Source organism: Sphingomonas cannabina, assembly GCF_021391395.1.
In the GTDB taxonomy this organism is placed as follows: Bacteria; Pseudomonadota; Alphaproteobacteria; order Sphingomonadales; family Sphingomonadaceae; genus Sphingomonas; species Sphingomonas cannabina.
Window position 1 is genome coordinate 1847631 of sequence record NZ_CP090059.1, and the last position, 19057, is coordinate 1866687.

Annotated in this window: 21 protein-coding genes and 1 tRNA gene; 6 read left to right on the forward strand and 16 right to left on the reverse strand. The window is 68.6% G+C overall.

The window, feature by feature from the left end:
* The 3 genes from rplU to hspQ all read right to left on the reverse strand — a co-directional run bounded on the left by rplU (position 1) and on the right by hspQ (position 3501).
* Entirely contained in the window at positions 1–384 is a 384-nt protein-coding gene (gene rplU, locus LZK98_RS08895) for a 50S ribosomal protein L21 (RefSeq protein ID WP_233786139.1), read from the reverse strand.
* A gap of 134 nt (positions 385–518) precedes the next feature.
* Positions 519–2948 carry a TonB-dependent receptor plug domain-containing protein gene (locus tag LZK98_RS08900; RefSeq protein WP_233786140.1) on the reverse strand — a complete coding sequence of 810 codons (2430 nt, stop codon included), beginning with the start codon at positions 2946–2948 and terminating at the stop codon, positions 519–521.
* A gap of 172 nt (positions 2949–3120) precedes the next feature.
* A complete protein-coding gene (gene hspQ / locus LZK98_RS08905; protein ID WP_233786141.1) occupies positions 3121–3501 on the reverse strand; it encodes a heat shock protein HspQ in 381 nt (126 codons plus the stop codon).
* Between the two features lie 133 nt (positions 3502–3634).
* Here hspQ and LZK98_RS08910 point away from each other — a divergent pair.
* Positions 3635–3724, forward strand: a tRNA-Ser gene (locus LZK98_RS08910).
* Between the two features lie 49 nt (positions 3725–3773).
* Here LZK98_RS08910 and LZK98_RS08915 read toward each other — a convergent pair.
* Positions 3774–4331 (reverse strand): DUF4142 domain-containing protein, encoded by a 558-nt coding sequence (locus LZK98_RS08915; RefSeq protein ID WP_233786142.1) that lies wholly within the window; start codon positions 4329–4331, stop codon positions 3774–3776.
* A gap of 137 nt (positions 4332–4468) precedes the next feature.
* Here LZK98_RS08915 and LZK98_RS08920 point away from each other — a divergent pair, with 137 nt between their 5' ends.
* The gene (locus LZK98_RS08920; RefSeq protein WP_233786143.1) at positions 4469–4876 is read left to right on the forward strand and encodes a DUF3597 family protein; all 408 of its coding nucleotides are present in this window, start codon (positions 4469–4471) and stop codon (positions 4874–4876) included.
* A 75-nt stretch (positions 4877–4951) separates the two neighbouring features.
* Here LZK98_RS08920 and LZK98_RS08925 read toward each other — a convergent pair whose 3' ends face one another.
* Complete coding sequence (locus LZK98_RS08925) at positions 4952–5512, reverse strand: hypothetical protein (protein ID WP_233786144.1); 561 nt, start codon at positions 5510–5512, stop codon at positions 4952–4954.
* A gap of 238 nt (positions 5513–5750) precedes the next feature.
* Here LZK98_RS08925 and LZK98_RS08930 point away from each other — a divergent pair, with 238 nt between their 5' ends.
* Positions 5751–6206 (forward strand): VOC family protein, encoded by a 456-nt coding sequence (locus LZK98_RS08930; protein ID WP_233786146.1) that lies wholly within the window; start codon positions 5751–5753, stop codon positions 6204–6206.
* 123 nt (positions 6207–6329) lie between these two features.
* Here the strand turns inward: LZK98_RS08930 and moaC are convergent, their stop codons facing one another.
* From moaC to LZK98_RS08950, 4 genes are read right to left on the reverse strand one after another with little or no spacing between them, the layout of a single operon-like run.
* A complete protein-coding gene (moaC, locus tag LZK98_RS08935; protein ID WP_233786148.1) occupies positions 6330–6812 on the reverse strand; it encodes a cyclic pyranopterin monophosphate synthase MoaC in 483 nt (160 codons plus the stop codon).
* Entirely contained in the window at positions 6809–7594 is a 786-nt protein-coding gene (trpC, locus tag LZK98_RS08940; RefSeq protein ID WP_233786150.1) for an indole-3-glycerol phosphate synthase TrpC, read from the reverse strand. Before trpC ends, moaC begins: the two co-directional genes overlap by 4 nt.
* The gene (trpD, locus tag LZK98_RS08945; RefSeq protein WP_233786152.1) at positions 7591–8586 is read right to left on the reverse strand and encodes an anthranilate phosphoribosyltransferase; all 996 of its coding nucleotides are present in this window, start codon (positions 8584–8586) and stop codon (positions 7591–7593) included. The genes trpC and trpD overlap by 4 nt, the downstream gene beginning before the upstream one ends.
* A complete protein-coding gene (locus LZK98_RS08950) occupies positions 8583–9167 on the reverse strand; it encodes an anthranilate synthase component II (RefSeq protein WP_233786154.1) in 585 nt (194 codons plus the stop codon). Before LZK98_RS08950 ends, trpD begins: the two co-directional genes overlap by 4 nt.
* Before the next feature lie 79 nt (positions 9168–9246).
* Here LZK98_RS08950 and LZK98_RS08955 point away from each other — a divergent pair, with 79 nt between their 5' ends.
* Positions 9247–9699, forward strand: a complete 453-nt coding sequence (locus LZK98_RS08955; RefSeq protein WP_233786156.1) for a hypothetical protein — start codon at positions 9247–9249, stop codon at positions 9697–9699.
* A gap of 116 nt (positions 9700–9815) precedes the next feature.
* Here LZK98_RS08955 and trpE read toward each other — a convergent pair whose 3' ends face one another.
* Both trpE and LZK98_RS08965 read right to left on the reverse strand, forming a co-directional pair.
* Complete coding sequence (gene trpE / locus LZK98_RS08960; protein WP_406694083.1) at positions 9816–11303, reverse strand: anthranilate synthase component I; 1488 nt, start codon at positions 11301–11303, stop codon at positions 9816–9818.
* Position 11304: 1 nt separating this feature from the next.
* Positions 11305–13272 (reverse strand): SurA N-terminal domain-containing protein, encoded by a 1968-nt coding sequence (locus tag LZK98_RS08965; protein ID WP_233786158.1) that lies wholly within the window; start codon positions 13270–13272, stop codon positions 11305–11307.
* A 100-nt stretch (positions 13273–13372) separates the two neighbouring features.
* Here LZK98_RS08965 and tpiA point away from each other — a divergent pair, with 100 nt between their 5' ends.
* On the forward strand, positions 13373–14122 hold the full coding sequence (gene tpiA, locus LZK98_RS08970) for a triose-phosphate isomerase (protein ID WP_233786160.1): 750 nt from the start codon (positions 13373–13375) through the stop codon (positions 14120–14122).
* Positions 14123–14388: 266 nt separating this feature from the next.
* On the forward strand, positions 14389–14583 hold the full coding sequence (locus LZK98_RS08975) for a hypothetical protein (protein WP_233786162.1): 195 nt from the start codon (positions 14389–14391) through the stop codon (positions 14581–14583).
* A gap of 9 nt (positions 14584–14592) precedes the next feature.
* Here the strand turns inward: LZK98_RS08975 and LZK98_RS08980 are convergent, their stop codons facing one another.
* The 5 genes from LZK98_RS08980 to serS all read right to left on the reverse strand — a co-directional run bounded on the left by LZK98_RS08980 (position 14593) and on the right by serS (position 19044).
* On the reverse strand, positions 14593–14952 hold the full coding sequence (locus LZK98_RS08980; protein WP_233786164.1) for a YbaN family protein: 360 nt from the start codon (positions 14950–14952) through the stop codon (positions 14593–14595).
* 103 nt (positions 14953–15055) lie between these two features.
* A complete protein-coding gene (locus LZK98_RS08985) occupies positions 15056–15991 on the reverse strand; it encodes a hypothetical protein (RefSeq protein ID WP_233786166.1) in 936 nt (311 codons plus the stop codon).
* 51 nt (positions 15992–16042) lie between these two features.
* Positions 16043–17374 (reverse strand): 30S ribosomal protein S12 methylthiotransferase RimO, encoded by a 1332-nt coding sequence (gene rimO / locus LZK98_RS08990; protein WP_233786167.1) that lies wholly within the window; start codon positions 17372–17374, stop codon positions 16043–16045.
* A gap of 36 nt (positions 17375–17410) precedes the next feature.
* Positions 17411–17755 carry a DMT family protein gene (locus tag LZK98_RS08995; protein ID WP_233786169.1) on the reverse strand — a complete coding sequence of 115 codons (345 nt, stop codon included), beginning with the start codon at positions 17753–17755 and terminating at the stop codon, positions 17411–17413.
* Positions 17756–17763: 8 nt separating this feature from the next.
* A complete protein-coding gene (serS, locus tag LZK98_RS09000) occupies positions 17764–19044 on the reverse strand; it encodes a serine--tRNA ligase (RefSeq protein WP_233786171.1) in 1281 nt (426 codons plus the stop codon).
* Between the last annotated feature and the right edge of the window lie 13 nt (positions 19045–19057).

Consider the following 19057-nt stretch of genomic DNA (forward strand, 5'->3'; position numbering starts at 1 on the left):
TTACGCCTGGGCCGCCGCAGCCGCGTCGTCCGCGGCCGGGGCCTCTTCCGCCTTCTTCTTCGGCGCGGCCTTCGCCTTCTTCTCGACGGCGCCGATCGACACGATCTTCAGGATCGTGTGCTGCTGGCGGTGGCCGGCCTTGCGGCGATAGTTGTGACGGCGGCGCTTCTTGAAGATCACCACCTTCTCGCCCTTGGCCTGGGCGACGATCTCGGCGGCGACGGTCAGGCCGTCGGTCGGCTTGAGCTCGGAGCCCTCGCCCGCGAGCAGCACGTCGCCGAGCGTCACCGACGCGCCGGCCTCGCCGTCGATCTTCTCGACGACGATCTTGTCTCCAGCGGCAACGCGATACTGCTTGCCGCCCGTGCGCACGACTGCGAACATGGGCCTTGCTTCTCTTTCAAATTGCATGTGCCCGCGCGAGCACGCCCGGCGGGAGAAGGCGCGCAGCTAAGGCAGACGAGGGTTTCTGTCAACTCCCGAACGGCATAATTCCCATGCCGTTCGGGATCGGGCGATCACCAGTTCAGGCCGGCGCGGGCATAGAGATAGCGCCCGTTGAACCCGAACGGCGAATAATAGGGAAAGCCGACCACGCCGGTCGAGTTGAGCGCGGCGGCGGTCGCATCGGGATAGACGTCGAACAGGTTGCTGACGCCGAGCGCGATCTGGGCGCCCTTGGCTGCCTGGTAGCGTAGCTCGAGGTCGGTGATGACGTGCCGCCCGGTGAAGATGTCGGCCGAACCGTCGGCCGCCGTGCCCGGCTGGTTGACGTTGCCGTAATAGGTCACGCGCGCCGTCGCGCCGATCCGGTCGAGCGACCAGTCGAGCGATCCCGTCACCTTCTCGCCCGGCGTGCCCTGTTCCAGCGTCAGGATGCGGCTGCGGGCGAACAGGGTCGGGGCGGGGTCGAGCACCGCGGTCGAGGTCGGCACGCGGGTCACGTCGATTGTGTTGACGTTGCCCGCGACGGTGAAGTCGAAGGTGCCGGCGCCCGCCGAGCGCAGCCGGTAGTGCGCCACCACGTCGATGCCCTGCGTGGTCGAGGCGAGACCGTTGATGAAGAAGCGCGCCGCCTGCACGCCGAACGGCGCGAGGATCGCCGCGACTTCAGGGCTGAAGCTGGCCTGGATGTTCTCCGACAGGCCGATCTGGTCGCGGATCTTGATGTAATAGCCGTCGACGGTGAGGTCGAAGCCGCCGCTGCGGATCACCGTGCCGACGGAGAAGTTGGTCGACTTCTCGGGCTCGAGCGGCAGCCCGCCCAGCGCCGCGCCCACGGGCGAGGTCGAGGGATAGAGCCCGGTCAGCAGCGGCGCCCCGTTCTGGATCACCGAGGCGACCGAGGTGAAATACTGCTGCTGCAGCGCCGGCGCGCGGAAGCCGGTCGAGGCCGTGCCGCGCAGCGCGAACCATGGAGCGAAGTCGTAGCGGATCGAGACCTTGCCGGTCGCAGTGGTGCCGAAGTCGGAATAATCCTCGCCGCGGCCAGCGAGACCGATCAGCAGCTTGTCGGTGACCTGCGCCTCGAGGTCGAGGTAGATCGATCCGTTCTGCCGGTGCTTCTCGATCGCATTGATCGGCGAGAAGCCGACGAAGCCCTGCGCACCCGGCTGCGCGAGCGGGAAGGCCGGCCCTGAATTATAGGATGCCGGCTCGCCCGGCGTGATCTTGAAGCCTTCGCGCCGCCCTTCGATGCCGAAGGCGACGTTGAGCGACCGGAACACCGGGAACTCGCGCGTCACGTCGATCCCGCCGACGAGCTGGTCGTAGATCAGCGCCCCGTCCGAGAAATCGGTCTGCGAGGCATCGCCATAGCTGTAGTTCGCCGAATTGAGCGTGCGGAAGCCGATCTTGTTGCGGCCGTAGCTGACGTTCACGTCGACGTTCCAGTCGCCGAGGCTGCCCTTGACGCCGATCGCCGAGTTCACGTCGGTCGACTTGGTGTTGATGAGCGGCAGAAAGCCGTTGGGATAGAGCGTCGGCACGAAGGCTCCCGACGCGCTCGGCAGGCGCGGGAAGGCGGCGCTGCGCGTGTCACGGTCCTGATAGCCGAACCAGCCGTAGAGCTTCCAGTCGCCGGCGATGGTGGTGCCGGCGTTGGCCCAGATGCTGTACTGACGCACCTGCGGATCGCCGAAGCGGCCGGTGACCCGGTTCGGCGTGACGCGCGGATCATAGTCGGCGCGGTTGGTCGGCTGGCGCTCGAGATACTCGCCGGACACGGTCAGGAAGCCGTCCTCGCCGAAGCCGACGCCCTGCCAGCCCGAGACGCTCAGCGTGTGCTCGCCAGTCACCGACCGGTGGCCGCGGGCAGTGTCGATGTCAGTGTCGTAGAAGCCATAGGTCGCGGAAACGCCGCCGCCCGAGCGGGCCTCCCGCAGCCGGACGTTGACCACACCGGCGATGGCGTCGGAGCCATATTGCGCCGATGCGCCGTCGCGAAGCACCTCGATCCTGTCGAGCGCGACCGTCGGGATGGTGTTGAGGTCGGTCGCCGCCGAACCGCGGCCGACGGAGCCGTTGATGTTGAGCAGCGCTGCGGTGTGCGAACGCACGCCGTTGACGAGGACCAGCGTCTGGTCGGGCGAAAGGCCGCGCAGCGTGGCGGGCCGGATCGCGTCGGTGCCGTCGACGGCCGAAGGGCGCGGGAAGTCGATCGAAGGCGCCACCGTCGCCAGCGAGGCACCGAGCTCGGTCGTGCCCTGCTGGCGCAGGCTGTTCGCGCTCAGCACGTCGACGGGCGATGCCGTGTCGAGCTTGGAGCGCCCCGCGACGCGGGTGCCGGTGACGACGATGTCTCCCGCTGCGGGCGACTGGGCCTCTTCCGGACCGGCCTGTGGCGCAGGCGCGCTTTCCGCCGGCGTCGTCTGCTGCGCATGAGCGGCCTGGCCGGCCAGCGCGATGATGGAGGCGGTGAGCGCGAGCGCGGTACGCGAGTGAATCATGTCCCTACCCCGATATGTTTCCTGCGATGCGCCGATACCGGCGCGCGAGCGTGTCTTGTCACGCTTCTGCAAGATTCGTAGCGGGGGCGGCTCCGCTGCACCGCACAAGAAAAACTTGGGGGCGGCGAGGCTGGCCGGGCGGGAGGCGGGCCGGGGAAGGACCCGCCGCTCGTCAATGCCGGTGTTCGCGCCGCAATCGGTATCGGCCGTCGACCAGCCGGTCGAACAGGCCGCTGATCGCCGGATGGTCGACCGGTTCGTCGCTGTCGTCAGGGACCAGGTTCTGCTGGCTCACATAGGCGATGTAGTTCGAGTCGGCGTTCTCGGCGAGCAAGTGGTAGAAGGGTTGGTCCTTGCGCGGGCGGATGTCCTCGGGGATCGCCTCATACCATTCCTCGCTGTTGGCGAAGACGGGATCGACGTCGAAGATCACACCGCGGAAGTCGAACATGCGGTGGCGCACCACCTCGCCGATCGTGAAGCGCGCGCTCGCGATCGGCGGCATCGGCACGCCGGGATCGAAGGCTTCGGTGCGGGTGGGAAGGTGAGTCATGGCAATAATCTAATGCGCTTTCGCTCCCGCACAAGCGAGCGCTTGCGGCCGCCGAGGTTCTTCGCTAAGCGCCCCGGCTCCAACGACCGGCGGTGGCTTCCTCAAAGCCACCGTGGCGCGCCAGTTCTCATGCGGAGAGGTGCCGGAGTGGTCGATCGGGGCGGTCTCGAAAACCGTTGAGCCCGCAAGGGTTCCGAGGGTTCGAATCCCTCCCTCTCCGCCATTCGCTATCCCCAGCCCGCCGTCGCCTTCCCGGCGAAGCCCATGCTCGATCAGGCCTTGAGCGACTTCGCCATATTGAGATGGGCCGTGACGATCGGGACGAGCTTGGTGGCGAAATCCTTGAGTTGGGGGACGTCGCCGCTCGCCGAATAGGTTTTGAGGCCGTCGAGCGCCTTCTGGTGGGCGTCGACCTGCGCCGACGCATAGGCCTTGTCGAATTCGGCGCCCTTGAGTGCCTTCAGCGAATCGAGCGTCTGCTGCTGCTCGGCGGTGAGCGTGGGATCCGGGGTCAAGGCTGGCGAGACGGTGCTTGCCGCCGCCTTGAGCTTCGCCGTCGAATCGGTGTGGGCGGTGATCATCTGAGCGGCGAATTTCTTGATCGTGGCCGACTGCGCCTGGTTGGCGGCGAGCTCGGACGTCGCGATCTCGAACGCATCGCTCGCCGCGGCGGTGTTGGCGAACGCCTGGCCCGGCGCCGCCGCCGGCGTGGAGGCATCGTTGCTGACGACCGTGTCGGTGGTCAGGTTCGTGCTCGTCTCGGTCTTTTGACCACAGGCTGCCAGTGCCAGGGCAGAGGCGCCCAGTGCCAACCAACGAATTCCGCGCATATAATCCTCCCTGATCATGGGGTATAATGCCCGAGCCTGAACGTCCTCGGGACCGCGTCGTTCCGCAAGAACCTTTTGGCGAGTCGCGGCGTTTAGGCCCTCGAACCAGACCAGCAGAACCAGAATGGGAGGCACGGATGAGCATTTTCGGCAGCATCATGGGCAAGATCTTCGGGCAACGGCCGGCGGCGTCGGCAGCGCCCGCGAGCGCATCGCCGGCCCCCTCCGCGCCGGCCGCGCAGGCGCCCGCCGCCAATCCGGCGCCGGCTGCCGCACCTGCTGCCGATCAGGTCGATGTCGGCGCGGTACTCTCCGCGATGGCCGAGATGAAGGGTGGTGGCGGCAATTACCAAAGCTCGATCGTCGATCTGCTGAAGCTGCTCGATCTCGATTCGAGCCTCGCTGCGCGCAAGCAGCTGGCGGACGAGCTCAACGTCCGTGCCGGCGAAGACGGAAGCGCCGAGCAGAACATCGCGCTGCACCGGGCGGTCATGGCCAAGCTTGCCGAAAATGGCGGCGTCGTTCCGGACACGCTTCGCAATTGAGCGCACGCGGCGGAAGGCTCTGAACGGCCACTGAGCGCCTCATCCAGGCGACGAAAGCCTCGGTTTAGCGACTCCTCAGAGTGATGATGCGAGGGTGGCGGACAATGTTGGCCACAGATAGGCTATCAATCCGCAACCGAGGACAATGACGATTACGGCGACAAGAGCATATATCCAGCGTCCGCCACCCGTCCGTTCGTCGCTCTCCGCTTCGTCATCGGAAAACAATGGCTGTGCCGGCACATCGGCGCCGCTCTCCCAATCGCCAGGGGCGGAGGCCGCGATTGCCCTGGCGTCGCGCCGCAGATCACCACCGGTCAGGGCGTGTTTTTCGGCAGCGATCGCCGCTTTCTGGAGTCCGATGAAGCCGGAAAGAGCCGCGTCTTCCGCCAGATGGGTCGGGGCGTCGCTCAGCCTTGCCGCGAGGCCCTCCATTTCCGCATCGATGTCGAGCAGGTTGTCGAGCGCCTGCATCGCGGCGCGGCGGTTCGATTTGTAGAGGGCGAGCTGAAGCCGAAGCAGGGTCAACTGGCTCGCTCTCGTCAGTTCCAATCCGCTTCGCAGCGTCTGCATTTCGTCGGGCATGGCCGAACTGATCGATCCGCTGATTGAAGCTGCGGCGGCTGGACTGGTCACGCGTCTTTCCTTGCTCACACCGCCACGACTAGACTCCGCATCATTTTGAATGTGAACCGCAATCTGTTCATCCGTGGGAAGAGCGCGCCCTGTTGATTCCGACCTGCGGCTGAAGGCGCGGCGCCGGCACCGGCCGGCGACCTCATACGGTCATTGATCGCGACTATGCAGGTTGCACGCAGCTTGACCGGGAAAGGGACGGGTGGGACGGTGTCCCTACGACGAAGGAGAGGCCATCATGAAGATCGTGACCAGCCTGAGCTTTCAGGGCCAGTGCCGCGAGGCGTTCGAATTCTATGCCAGAGTCCTGGGCGGCAAGATCACTGCTGCCTATCCCTATGGCGACGGCCCGCCGGACATGCCGGTCGACGCCAAATACAAGGATTGGCTGATGCATTGCTGGCTGGATGTCGGCGATCAGTCCATCATGGGAGCGGACATGGACGTCCAATGGGCGCCCAACGTCGACAAGCCCAAGAACGGTTTCGACGTGACCCTGCACACCGAGGACAAGGCCGAGGCGCAGCGCTGGTTCGATGCCCTGTCGGAGGGCGGCCACACCGTCATGCCGTTCGGCGAGACCTTCTGGTCGCCGGGTTATGGCTCTTTTGTGGACAAGTTCGGTGTGCCCTGGATGGTCAACACCGTTCCCGCGGCCGACTGGAGCCCGTCGCAAGGCGGATGGGCCGGCTAGGATCAGATTCGGTCCAGATTGAATCTGTTCCCCGGCGAAGGCCGGGGCCCAGTTGCGAGCGGTTCGAGACTGGGCCCCGGCCTTTGCCGGGGAACAGCTGCTTCATGCATGATGAATGAAACTCTAGCGGCCGGAGCCATTCGCGTGCCAGTCGCCGGACTTGCCGCCGGTCTTCTCGATCAGCCGCACACCGTCGATCGTCATGGCTTTGTCGAGCGCCTTGGCCATATCGTAGATCGTCAGCAGCGCGACGGTGACGGCGGTCAGCGCCTCCATCTCGACGCCGGTCTTCGCATCGGTCGCGGCGGTGGCGGTGGCGGTGACCTGGGTGTCGCCGACGTCGAGGTCGATCGCGACGCTGGTCAGCGGCAGCGGGTGGCAGAGTGGGATCAGCTCCGCCGTCCGCTTCGCGGCCATGATCCCGGCGACACGGGCCGTCGCCAGGACATCGCCTTTCTTGACGCTTCCCTCACGGATCGCCGCGGCGGCCTCTGCGGACATGGTAATGCGGCCCATCGCCACCGCCCGGCGGGTGGTGATGGGCTTGCCGGCGACGTCGACCATCCGGGCGGCGCCGCTTTCGTCGAGGTGCGTGAGGTCGCTCATCCCACCAGCGCCCGCGTCGCCGCCTCGACGTCCTGCTGGCGCATCAGCGCCTCGCCGATCAGGAAGCAGCGGACGCCGTGCCCGGCCATCGCGTCGAGATCGGCGCGGGTAGTGAGACCGCTCTCCGCGACGAAGGTGCAATCCGCGGGCGCGCGGCCGACGAGCTCATAAGTACGTGCGAAATCGACGGTAAAGTCCTTGAGATTGCGGTTATTCACGCCGATCAGCCGCGATCGGAGGCGAAGCGCGCGGTCCAGCTCCGTCTCGTCATGCACTTCGACCAGCACGTCCATGCCAAGGCTTATGGCAGCGTCCTCGATCTCGGTCATCGGTCCATCGTCGAGCGCGGCGACGATGATCAGGATCGCGTCGGCGCCGATCGCCCGCGCCTCGAGCACCTGCCAGGGATCGATCATGAAGTCCTTGCGGATCACCGGCAGCGCGCAGGCGGCACGCGCGGCGATCAGATAGTCCTCATGCCCCTGGAAATAGGATGCATCGGTCAGAACCGACAGGCAGGCGGCGCCGCCCGCCTCATAGGCACGGGCATGGGATGGCGGGTCGAAATCCGCGCGAATCAATCCCTTGGACGGCGAAGCCTTCTTGATTTCGGCGATCAGGCCGTAGCCGCCCGCCGCCTTCGCATCGAGCGCGGCCCGAAAGCCGCGTGGCGGGGTCTGGGCCAGTGCCATGGCGTGCAGATCGGCGACCGGCGTCGCGCGGCGGCGCGCGGCGACCTCCTCCGCCTTGGTCGCGAGGATCGTGTCGAGCATCGTGCTCATGCGTAGGCGATCCAGGCGTCGAGGAGCTTTTCGGCCGCTTGGGTGTCGATCGCGGCGGCGGCCGTGGCCGCGCCCTCCTTGAGGTCGGCGGCCTGATCCGCGATCACAAGGGCAGCGGCGGCATTGAGCACCACCGCGTCGCGATAGGCGCTCGGCTCGCCCTTGAGCAGGCGGCGCAGCGCCAGCGCATTGTATTCCGGATCGCCGCCGCGGATCTCGCTGAGCGGCGAGCGAGCGAGACCGGCGTCCTCGGGGACGATGCGGTCGGGGAGGGCGGGGCAGCCGACGCGGAGCACGATGCTGGGGCCGGCGCCGGAGAGCTCGTCGAGCCCTTCCTCGCCGGACACCACCGCTGCGCTGATCGTACCGAGGCTGGCGAGCGCCTCGGCATAGACCGGCGCATAGTCCGGCCGCGCGATGCCGAGCAGCTGGCGCGTGACGTGCGCCGGATTGGCGAGCGGGCCCATCAGGTTGAAGATGGTGCGCCGGCCGATGCGCTGGCGGATCGGCTGGATGCGGCGCATCGCAGGATGGTGGTTGGCGGCGAACAGGAAGCAGATGCCGAGATCGCGCAGCGTCGCCTCGGCTATGGCGCCGGCGCGCTCCATGTCGAGGCCGAGCGCTTCCAGCGTGTCGGCGGCGCCGGCCTTGGATGAGGCGGCGCGATTACCGTGCTTTGCGACCGGCACGCCGCACGCCGCCACCACCAGGCTGACCGCGGTCGAGACGTTGAGCGTGTGATGGCCGTCGCCGCCGGTGCCGCACACGTCGATCGCGCCTTCGGGGGCGTCGATGGGGATCAGCCGCTCGCGCAGCGCCCGCGCGGCCTCGGCGATCTCGATCGAGGTCTCGCCGCGCTCCGTGAGGCCGATCAGGAAGGCGGCGATCGCCTCCTCGCTGGTGCGGCCGTCGAGGATATCGGCGAAGGCCTGCGCGGCCGACTCGTGGCTGAGCGGCGTCATGGGGTCGGGCAGGCGGGCGAAGGTGGTCACGCCGCCGCCCTGCGATTGTCGCCGGTCATCGCGACGAAATTGGCGAGCAGGGCGTGACCGTGCTCGGTGGCGATGCTCTCCGGGTGGAACTGGACGCCGTGGATCGGCAGGTCGCGGTGACGCAGGCCCATCACGCTCGCGTCGTCGGCGGTGGCGTTGACGATCAGCGTCTCCGGCATCTCCTCGACGATCAGTGAGTGATAGCGCGTCGCGGTGAACGGCGACGGAATCCCCGCGAACACGCCGGTCCCGTCATGGCGCACCGGCGAGGTCTTGCCGTGCATCAGCCCGCCGCGCACCACCTTGCCGCCGAAATGCTGGCCGATCGCCTGGTGCCCCAGGCACACGCCGAGCAGCGGCCTGCGCGCTTCGGCGCAGGCTGCGACGACGTCGAGGCAGATGCCCGCCTCATTGGGCGTGCACGGCCCCGGCGAGAGCAGGATGCCGCTCGCACCGGTCGCGAGCGCATCCGCCGCGCTCAGCGCATCGTTGCGGACGACCTCCACCTCGACCCCCAGCTCCATCAGATAATGGACCAGGTTCCAGGTGAAGCTGTCGTAATTGTCGACGACCAGGATCATGATTTCGCCATAGCCGCCGTTCAGGAGAGCGCAACAAGCGCTGTGCTTGGGGCGTTGAAAGCCTGAGGAGTCTCCCCGAATGATCGTTCCGCTGATCGCCGCGCTGCTCGCTGCCGCTCCGGCGCTGCCCCAGGACCAGGCGCAGGCCCCGGCCCCGGCTCAGACGCAGGCCCAGAATCAGCCCGAGACCGACTCGCAAGGCGGCGAGGTGAAGCGCGTGCGCAGCGTGACGCTCACCGCGGGCCAGACGTGCCCGCGCTCGACCGCGGAGGAGATCGTGGTCTGCTCGACCCTCGACGAGCCCTATCGCATCCCCAAGCAGCTCCGCGACCGGCCCAAGCAGACCGCACCGAGCACCTCCTGGGCGGTCAAGGCCGACCGCGCGATGGAGGACGGCCGCAAGGTGCTGCCGAACAGCTGCTCGACGATCGGCACCAACGGCCAGACCGGCTGCACGATGAAGATGCTGCAGGCCTGGGCGGCCGAACAGGCGGCGAAGAAGAACGGTCAGCAGATCGACCCGGAGGATTGACCGCTAACGCAATGCCAGTGCTCCTGCGAAAGCAGGAGCTTAGGCCGCAAGCGAGTCGCCTGTGATCCAGGGCTCCTGCTTTCGCAGGAGCACGATTCATTTCATCCGGACGGGACCTACTGCCCGAACCCCGCTTCGCCCGCCCGCGCCACTGCCTCGCGCGCGGCGGCGATGAGGGCGCCGGCCTTGGCCTCACATTCGCGCTGCTCGTAAGCCGGGTCGCTGTCGGCGACGATGCCGGCGCCGGCCTGGACGTGCATCATGCCATCCTTCACCACCGCGGTCCGCAGCACGATGCAGCTGTCCATGCTGCCGTCCGGCGAGAAATAGCCGACGCCGCCGGCATAGGCGCCCCGCGTCTCGGGCTCGAGCTCAGCGATGATCTCGCAAGCGCGCACCTTGGGTGCGCCGCTGACCGTGCCGGCGGGAAAGCCCGCGAACAGCGCGTCCAGCGCGTCACGGTCGGACCGCAGCCCGCCGATCACGTTCGAGACGATGTGCATGACATGGCTGTAGAATTCGATGCCGTAGCTCTCGGTCACCTTGACCGACCCCGCCGTGGCGACGCGGCCCACGTCGTTGCGGCCGAGGTCGAGCAGCATGAGGTGCTCGGCCCGTTCCTTGGGATCGGCGAGCAGGCTCTCGCGGTTCGCCTCGTCCTCCGCCGCAGTGCGGCCGCGCGGGCGAGTTCCCGCGATCGGGCGGATCGTCACCTCGCCGTCGCGCACGCGCACCAAGATCTCGGGGCTCGAGCCGATCAGCGCGAAGCCGGGCAGGTCGAGATGATAGAGGAAGGGCGACGGGTTCACCCGCCTCAGCGATCGGTAGAGCTCGAACGGCGGCAACGCGAACGGCGCGGAGAAGCGCTGGGCGAGCACCACCTGAAAGATATCGCCGGCGACGATATAGTCCTTCGCCCGCAGCACCATCTCGCGATAGCGCCCCTCCGGCAGCACCGGCATCGGCTCCACCGCCGCGTGGTCGGCGCGCACCGGCGGGGGCAGCTGTGCCGCGGCAAGCCGCGCGGCCGTGGCATCCAGGCGCTCCACCGCGGCCTCGACCGATCCGCCCGGCCATACCGGCGCGACCAGGAACAGCGCATCGGCGAGCCGGTCGAACACCAGCAGCACCGTCGGCCGCACGAAGATCATGTCGGGCAGGTCGAGCGGGCTCGTCGGCGCGCGCGGCAGGCGCTCGACGAGACCGACGGTCTCGTAGCCGAAATAGCCGACCAGACAGGCGAGCGCGCGCGGCAGCTCCGGCGGCACCTCCATCCGGCACTCGGCGACCAGCTTGCGCAGCGCCGCCAGCGCCGGCTCCGCGGCCGGCACGAAAGCATCGCGATCGGTGAGCCAGCTCGGGTTGACCTCGGCAGCATCGCCCCGCGCGCGGAACACCAGGTCCGGCGCCAGCCCGATCAGGCTGTGCCGCCCGCGCACCGATCCCCCCTCGACCGACTCGAGCAGGAAGTCGCCGCGCCCCGGCTCGATCAGCTTGAGCGCCGCCGCGACCGGCGTCTCGGTATCGGCGACCTGCCGGCGCCACACCAGTGCGGGCCGCCCCGCGGCGAGCGCCGCGCGCGCTTCGGCAACGCCCTCGATCACCTTATTGCGCGCCCGCCCCGCCGACGAGCTCGCCGCGCACCTTGGCGATCGCGCCGTCGTTGCGCTTGACCCCGACCTTCGCGCGCACGGCGGCGGTAAACTGCTCCGCCAGCTCGCGGCCGGAGACGCTGCCGAGCCCGGCGCGGGTCTGGTCGATCACCGCCTTGTTGCCCTTGGCGTTCCCCTCGTGGATCTGGTCGAGATAGACCACGAACCAGCCCTCGCGGTTGGGTGCCTCGACCATCTTCGCGGTCTTGGCGCGCATCGAGAACAGCAGCGCGACCGGCGGCGGCAGCTGCGCGCGCTGCGCGGCGAGCTGGGCGCGCGAAATGTCGAGCGGCCGTGGCGCCGGCACCTTCAGCTTGGTCTCGGCCAGCGCCTGCGCGAGCGGCGAGCCCTTGCCCGCCTTGGCGACCACCTGCACCGCCTGCTCGCGCGCGGTCTTGAGCGCGCGATCGATGGCGAAGTCGCGCAGCACCTGCGGCTTGATCTGCGCCAGCGGGCGCGGTGCGGCCGGGGCCACCTGACCCACGCCCACCACCGCGAAGCTGCCGTCGGCGTCGATCTGCACGAGCTGCGGCGCGTCGCCCGGCTCGGCGGTGAAGGCCGCGCCGACGATCCGCGCGATCAGCGGATCGGGATTGGTGCCGGGCGCCGCATCGGGATCGACGCCGGTGGCGAGCAGCGGCTTGGTCGCCTCGCCCTTCAGCTTGGCGTCGGCCATGATCTCGTCGAAGGTCGCGCTCTCGCCGATCGCATCGTCGATGCTGTCGTGGACCTTGGCGAGCGCTTCGGCTGTCTTGGTCTTGGTAAGCTCGGCGGTAAGCTCCGGACGCGCCTGCTCGAGCGACTTGGCAGGCACCGCCTCGACATTATCCACCTTGGCGACGTGCCAGCCGAGCGGCGAGCGCACCGGCCCGATCACCGTGCCCTTGGCCGCGGCGAAGGCGGCATCGGCCACCGCCGGTGCGGTCTGGCGGGCGAGCGCGGCCTTGTCGAGACCGGTGAACTTGCTGGGCTCAAGGCCCGCGGCGCGGGCGGCGGCGTCGATCGAAGTGCCCGCCTTGACCTTGGCCGCGATCGCGTTGGCGCCGGCCTGGTCGAGCACCACCACCTGGGTGATGCTGCGCTTCTCCGACGCGGCGAAGCGGGCGGCCTGGCTCTTGTAGGCGGCGGCGATCTCCGCCTCGGTCGGCTTGGCATTGGCGGCGACGTCGGCCGCGCGTACGATCGCGTAGCGCGCGACCCGGCGCTCGCCGAGCGTGTAGCGGCCGCGGTTGCGGGTGTAATAGGTCTGGAGCTCGGCATCGGGCGGCGGCGCGCCGAAATCGATCGCCGAGACCGGGATGAAGCCGATCGTCCCCTGCCGCCGCTCGAGCAGCAGCGAAGCATAGGGCAGCGCGAGCTGCTCGGGGATCTGCGAAGCGCCCATCGTCGGCGCGAGCAGCTGGCGGGCCAGCGCCTCGCGGACGATGTCCTCGCGGATCTGCTGGTCGGTGAGGCGCTGCTGGCGCAGGATGTTGTCATAGGCCTGCTGGCTGAACTTGCCGTCGGGACCCTGGAAGGCCGGGATGCTGGCGATCTCGCCGTCGACCGCCTTCTTGCTCATCCCAAGGCCGATCGAGCGGGCGAATTCCTGCAGCGCCAGGCCGTCGATCATGCGTCCGAGCACCGCGTCAAACCCGCCGCCGTTGACGAACGTCGCCATGTCGAGCGTCGGCTGCTGCTGACGATAGCCGTCGAGCGCGACGTTGACGCGCGAGCGCAGCTCCGCCTCGCCGATCTTGACCTTGCCGACCTCGGCCACGCCGCCGCCGAGCAGCGAGCTCTGATTGTTGCCGCGCAGCCCGGTGATGTCGCCCGCCGCAAAGGCGAGCGCGATGATCGCCAGCACACCCAGCGTGATGATCACGCCGAAGCGCGAATAGATGATGCGGCGGAAGAAGGTGAGCATGGCGGCCTTGCGCAATGATGGGAACGCGACGCTTTACGGGCGTGGGCGGGCGCCATCAAGCTTGTCTGCGCGCGCCGCGGCGCTATCGGAGATGGCACAAGGCGAGGGAGGACATATGACGCGGCGCAAGCTGGTGGCGGGGAACTGGAAGATGCACGGCGACCGCGCGAGCCTCGCCGAGCTCGACACGATCGCCGCGGCGGCGAAGGCGGCGCCGGCGGTGGACGTGGCGGTGGCGGTGCCGGCGACGCTGATCCACTTCGCCGCGGAGCGCCAGCCCGGCCTCGCCATCGGCGCGCAGGACGTCCACGCCAATGACAGAGGCGCGCACACCGGCAACATCTCGGCCGCGATGGTGAGGGAAGCCGGCGGCATCTTCACGATCGTCGGCCATTCGGAACGACGCGCCGACCATGCCGAGACCAGCCACGACGCCTGGGCCAAGGCCGCGGCGGCGTATCGCCAGGGCCTCCGCGTGATCCTGTGCTGCGGCGAGACCGAGGCGGAGCGCGACGCCGGCCGCGCCGAGCGCGTGGTGCAGGCGCAGATCGAGAAGTCGCTGCCCGAGAACGCCGACGGCGACTGGCTGACGCTCGCCTATGAGCCGCGCTGGGCGATCGGCACCGGCCGCACGCCGACGCTGGACGAGATCGCCGCCATCCACGCGATCGCGCGCGCCAAGATGCGGATGATGGTCGGCGACGCGGCGGACCGCATCCGCATCCTCTACGGCGGCTCGGTGATCGGCGACAATGCCGAGGCGATCATGCGCACCAGCGACGTCGACGGCGCGCTGGTCGGCGGCGCCAGCCTGACCGCCGCCAAGTTCGTGCCGATCATCGAGGCGGCGGCGCGGATCGGATAGTGCGGTGCGACCCTATTCAATCCTCCCCCGCCAGGGGGAGGTGGCACGCGAAGCGTGACGGAGGGGGAGGAAGCAAGCCGATAGTGAGTCGTCGTCCTCCCCCTCCGTCAGCCCCCGCTTTCGCGCGGACTGACACCTCCCCTGGCGGGGGAGGATTTGAACGTTGATCGGCCTTAGGCGACTGGACGTTAGATTTTACAGGAGTTTACTTGCCAGATCGGCTGGTTCCACGCTCTGACGCGTCGAACGAGCCGAGTCTGCGCCACATGCTTCCCGAAATCCTGTTCCTGCATGAGCAGGCCCTCAAATGCCTCCGTCTGGCCAGGGCGGCCGGCGATGAGAAGACGCGGCAAGGGCTCGAGGAGCTGGCGGTGGAGTTCTCCGAACGCGCCGCGGCACTGGAGCGCGGCGAGACGCCGCAGCCGCTGAACCCGCCCGTCCGGCGCCGCGCCCGCGGCTGACGCTGTCCTTCATTCCACCGGCCTGGGCGCGGGCCGGCTGAGGATGAATGCGGCGCAGGCGGCCATCACTCCGGCGACGACCAAGTCGACCGTCAGGCTCGGTCGCGCGCCCCACCAGAACAGCGCATAGCCGAGCGCGATCCCGCCGCACGCCATCGCCTTCGCGCGCGGACCGATCGCCCCGTCCTCGCGCCAGGCCCGGAGGGTCGGGCCGAAGCGGGGATGCGTGAGCAGCCACCGCTCCAGCCGCGGCGAAGAGCGGGCGAAGCAGCCGGCCGCCAGGATCAGGAAGATCGTCGTCGGCATCAGCGGCAGCAGCGCGCCGATGAAGCCGAGCGCCGTGAACAGCCAGCCCAGCGCGAGCCACATGGGACGTGAGACGCCGGAACGCGGAGGCTCCCGTTCAGGCGACTGCATCGCGTCCGGTCCACTCGTTCACGCGATTGTCTCCCTCGGCACTGACTTGAACCTATCAGCGGAACGTCAAGGCGGGGAGGGGGCTCGGCCGCCGTTCCGCCCCCGCGCACATGACCATCGCGCGGTCGATCATCCACAGCAGCCGGTCGCGGGCCTTGGCCAGCTCGGCGGGATCGAGTCCGCGGTCCTGCGTCTCGAAATTGAGATAGTCGAGGCGGTGAAGCACGGCATAGTTGGACAGCGATCCGTCGCTGTTGACGACCCGCTCGTGCACCACGTTGAAGTCGGCGGCGAGCATCGCGTCGTTGCAGAAGGCGTCGCTTTCCGTCTGGGTGGCGAGATAGGTGGCGAAGGCGACCGTATCGTCATCGTCGAACGGATAGGCGCGGCCTTGCGATGGGCTCGGGCGGAGCGTCGCGTCGCAGTAGCGGATCGAGATGATGCCGCTGCCGGACGTGTCGCCCTCGGGCGGGCAGGTCGAGTCGGTGGGGTCGTAACCCCGGGCGTTGGTGTGGAGCGCGATAATCGGCCAAGCGCCCTTCGCGACCGCTGCCAGCACCTGCGAGGGATAGCGCGGCAGGCCGTCGTGGAAGTTGCGGTTGGGATCGATCGGCTGCCCGATCGTGACCGCGCGGTTGAGCCGCTGTCCGTCGCGCTGCCCGGCGATGCCCGAATCGACCGCGATCAGCGTACCGCCATATCTGCGGACCGCGGCCAGCGCCGCCTCGAACCCCGCGTTCTCGTTGTCGTGCGGCACGAACCACAGCGGCCCCTGCGGCCGCGCTGGATCGGCGATCCGCCATAACCGCCAGCTCGCGCGTTCTTCGGTGAAGGTGATGCGGCTCGCCTCGAGCCCGCGCCATTCGGCCGGGTCGCGGTGGCGAGCAAAGTCGTCGTCCTCGACGATGAGCGGATCGACACGGGCGACGGCGATGTCGGAGGGACCGGCGCCGACCAGGGACAAGGTCGCCAGCGCGATCAGCGACCTCATGCCCATGCTACCCCCGTTCGCGTGAGCCCCCTTCGGGCAACGGATAGGAGCTTAGGCGGTTACCGGCACCCCATAAAGATCATGCTCGTCGGCGTCCTCGATCGTCACGCGGACGATGTCGCCCGCGGCGAGGTGGCCGGCATCGCGCAGGAACACCTGACCGTCGATCTCGGGTGCGTCCGCCTTGGAGCGGCCGGTGGCGCCGTCCTCGCCCACCTCGTCGATGATCACGTCGAGCGTGCGGCCGACCTTTGCCTGGAGCTTGGCGGCGGAGATCGCCGCGGTCTTCGCCATGATCCGGACGTAGCGCTCCTCCTTGACCTCCTCCGGCACCGGATCGGGCAGGGCATTGGCGCTGGCGCCCTCGACCGGCTCGAAGCGGAACGCGCCGACGCGGTCGAGCTGTGCCTCGTCGAGCCAGTCGAGCAGGAACTGGAAGTCCGCCTCGGTCTCGCCGGGAAAGCCCACCACGAAGGTCGAGCGGATCGCGATGTCCGGCGCGATCGTCCGCCAGTTGCGGATGCGCTCCAGCACCTTGGCGTTGTTGGCCGGGCGCTTCATCGCGCGCAGCACGTTCTCGCTCGCGTGCTGGAACGGGATGTCGAGATAGGGGAGCACCAGCCCCTCGGCCATCAGCGGGATGACGTGGTCGACGTGCGGATAGGGATAGACATAGTGGAGTCGCACCCAGGGCGCGATCCTGCCCAGCTCGCGGGCGAGATCGGTCATGTGCGCGCGCACCTCCTCGCCCTTCCACATGCGGGGCTGGTGGCGGATGTCGACGCCATAGGCCGAGGTGTCCTGGCTGATCACCAGCAACTCTTTGGTGCCGGCGGCGACCAGCTTCTCGGCCTCGCGCAGGATCGCGTCCGGACGACGGCTGACGAGATCGCCGCGCAGGCTCGGGATGATGCAGAAGGCGCAGCGGTGGTTGCAGCCCTCGGAGATCTTCAGATAGCTGTAGTGGCGCGGCGTGAGCTTGAGCCCCGCCTCCGGCACCAGGTCGAGATAGGGGGAGGGGACGGCGGGCGCCGCTTCGTGCACCGCCTCGACGACCTGCTCATATTCATGGGCGCCGGTGATCGCGAGCACGCCCGGGAAGCGCTCGCGGATGACCTCGGCCTCCTTGCCGAAGCAGCCGGTGACGATGACGCGGCCGTTCTCGGCGATCGCCTCGCCGATCGCCTCCAGGCTCTCCTCCTTGGCGCTGTCGAGGAAACCGCAGGTGTTGACCAGCACCACGTCGGCGCCGGCATAGTCCTGCGACATCGCATAGCCGTCAGCGCGCAGTTTGGTGAGGATGCGCTCGCTGTCGACCAGGTTCTTGGGACAGCCGAGCGACACCATGCCCACGCGGGGCGGTCGAGGGAGTTGGGTTGCCATGAGTGGGCGCGCACATAGTGAATTATGCGCAAAAAGCTAGAGCGGTCCCCGGAACACGAACCATGCACCCAGTGCGATGAGGGCGAAGCCGACGGCATGATTGACGGTGAAGCGCTCGCCCAGCCAGAGGACCGAGAAGATCGCGAAGACGGTGAGGGTGATCACCTCCTGCATCGCCTTGAGCTGGGCGGTCGAATAGACGGCGCTGCCGAAGCGGTTGGCGGGGACCGCAAGGCAATATTCGAAGAAGGCAATCCCCCAGCTCGCCACGATCACGATCGCGAGCGGCTGCGCCTTGAAGCGCAGGTGCCCGTACCAGGCGAACGTCATGAACACGTTCGAGGCGAGCAGCATCAGGATCGGGGCGATGCGCTCAACCATCGGCCGGCTCAGGCGCCCGGTTCGAGCCGGTTGAGGCCGCGCAGATACGGTTGGAGCGCCTCCGGCACCGCGACCGCGCCGTCCTGCTGCTGATAGTTCTCGATCACCGCGACCAGCGTGCGCCCGACCGCCAGTCCCGAGCCGTTGAGCGTATGGACGAAGCGCGTCGCCTTCTCGCCGGCCGGCCGGCAGCGCGCATTCATGCGGCGCGCCTGGAAGTCGGTGCAGGTCGAGCAGCTCGAGATCTCGCGATAGCGCGCCTGGCCGGGCAACCACACTTCGAGATCGTAGGTGCGCGCCGCCGAGAAGCCCATGTCGCCGGTGCACAGCTTCATGCGGCGGAAGGGGAGGCCGAGCCGGGTCAATATGTCCTCGGCGGCGGCGGTCATGCGCTCATGCTCCGCCTCGGACTGTTCGGGGGTGGTGATGGAGACCATCTCCGCCTTCTCGAACTGATGCTGCCGGATATAGCCGCGCGTGTCGCGCCCGGCGGCGCCCGCCTCCGAGCGGAAGCAGGGGGTGAGTGCGGCGAAGCGCAGCGGCAGCTCCTCCTCGGGAAGGATCTGCTCGCGGACGATGTTGGTCAGGCTTACCTCGGCGGTCGGGATCAGCCAGCGACCGTCGGTGGTTCTGAACAGGTCCTCGGCGAATTTGGGGAGCTGGCCGGTGCCGTAGACCGCCTCGTCGCGCACCAGCAGCGGCGGCACGACCTCCTCATAGCCGTGCCCGCGCGTCAGCGTGTCGAGCATGAACTGGCCGAGCGCGCGGTGGAGCCTGGCAGCGGGCCCGCGCAGCAGCGTGAATCGCGCGCCGGCGAGCGCCACGCCCGTCTCGAAGTCGAGCCCGAGCGCAGGGCCGAGCGCATCATGCTCTTTCGCCTCGAAGGCGAAGGCCGGCGGTTCGCCGACCGTCTTCTCCAGCGCATTGTCGTTCTCGTCGGCGCCTTCGGGCACGTCGGGCAACGGCAGGTTGGGGATCGAGGCGAGGCGGGTAGTGAGCTCGTGCCCGACCTGCTGCTCCTCGTCTTCGAGCGCGGGCAGCCGCTCCTTGAGGGCCGCTACCTCCGCCATCAGCGCCTGCGCCGTCGCTTCGTCCTTCTGCGCCTTGGCCGCGCCGATCGCCTTGGAGGCTTCGTTGCGGCGTGCCTGGCCCGCCTGGATCTCGGTGATCAGCGCGCGGCGGCGTTCGTCGAGCGCGGCGAGGCCGGCAGCCTGGGGCTCCAGCCCGCGCCGGGCGAGCGCGGCGTCGAAGGCGGCGGGGTCATCGCGGATCAGGCGGATGTCGTGCATGGGGCGGGGCTAT

Excerpts from the sequence above, each read along its gene's own strand:
- LZK98_RS08920 (WP_233786143.1), top strand. The coding sequence starts at position 4,469 with ATGAGCATTTTCGGCAGCATCATGGGCAAGATCTTCGGGCAACGGCCG.
- LZK98_RS08980 (WP_233786164.1), bottom strand. The coding sequence starts at position 14,952 with ATGTGGCTCGCGCTGGGCTGGCTGTTCACGGCGCTCGGCTTCATCGGC.
- LZK98_RS08900 (WP_233786140.1), bottom strand. The coding sequence starts at position 2,948 with ATGATTCACTCGCGTACCGCGCTCGCGCTCACCGCCTCCATCATCGCG.
- LZK98_RS08955 (WP_233786156.1), top strand. The coding sequence starts at position 9,247 with ATGATCGTTCCGCTGATCGCCGCGCTGCTCGCTGCCGCTCCGGCGCTG.
- serS (WP_233786171.1), bottom strand. The coding sequence starts at position 19,044 with ATGCACGACATCCGCCTGATCCGCGATGACCCCGCCGCCTTCGACGCC.
- LZK98_RS08975 (WP_233786162.1), top strand. The coding sequence starts at position 14,389 with ATGCTTCCCGAAATCCTGTTCCTGCATGAGCAGGCCCTCAAATGCCTC.
- LZK98_RS08985 (WP_233786166.1), bottom strand. The coding sequence starts at position 15,991 with ATGAGGTCGCTGATCGCGCTGGCGACCTTGTCCCTGGTCGGCGCCGGT.
- LZK98_RS08915 (WP_233786142.1), bottom strand. The coding sequence starts at position 4,331 with ATGCGCGGAATTCGTTGGTTGGCACTGGGCGCCTCTGCCCTGGCACTG.
- LZK98_RS08950 (WP_233786154.1), bottom strand. The coding sequence starts at position 9,167 with ATGATCCTGGTCGTCGACAATTACGACAGCTTCACCTGGAACCTGGTC.
- tpiA (WP_233786160.1), top strand. The coding sequence starts at position 13,373 with ATGACGCGGCGCAAGCTGGTGGCGGGGAACTGGAAGATGCACGGCGAC.
- rplU (WP_233786139.1), bottom strand. The coding sequence starts at position 384 with ATGTTCGCAGTCGTGCGCACGGGCGGCAAGCAGTATCGCGTTGCCGCT.
- rimO (WP_233786167.1), bottom strand. The coding sequence starts at position 17,374 with ATGGCAACCCAACTCCCTCGACCGCCCCGCGTGGGCATGGTGTCGCTC.
- trpC (WP_233786150.1), bottom strand. The coding sequence starts at position 7,594 with ATGAGCACGATGCTCGACACGATCCTCGCGACCAAGGCGGAGGAGGTC.
- moaC (WP_233786148.1), bottom strand. The coding sequence starts at position 6,812 with ATGAGCGACCTCACGCACCTCGACGAAAGCGGCGCCGCCCGGATGGTC.
- LZK98_RS08995 (WP_233786169.1), bottom strand. The coding sequence starts at position 17,755 with ATGGTTGAGCGCATCGCCCCGATCCTGATGCTGCTCGCCTCGAACGTG.
- hspQ (WP_233786141.1), bottom strand. The coding sequence starts at position 3,501 with ATGACTCACCTTCCCACCCGCACCGAAGCCTTCGATCCCGGCGTGCCG.
- LZK98_RS08930 (WP_233786146.1), top strand. The coding sequence starts at position 5,751 with ATGAAGATCGTGACCAGCCTGAGCTTTCAGGGCCAGTGCCGCGAGGCG.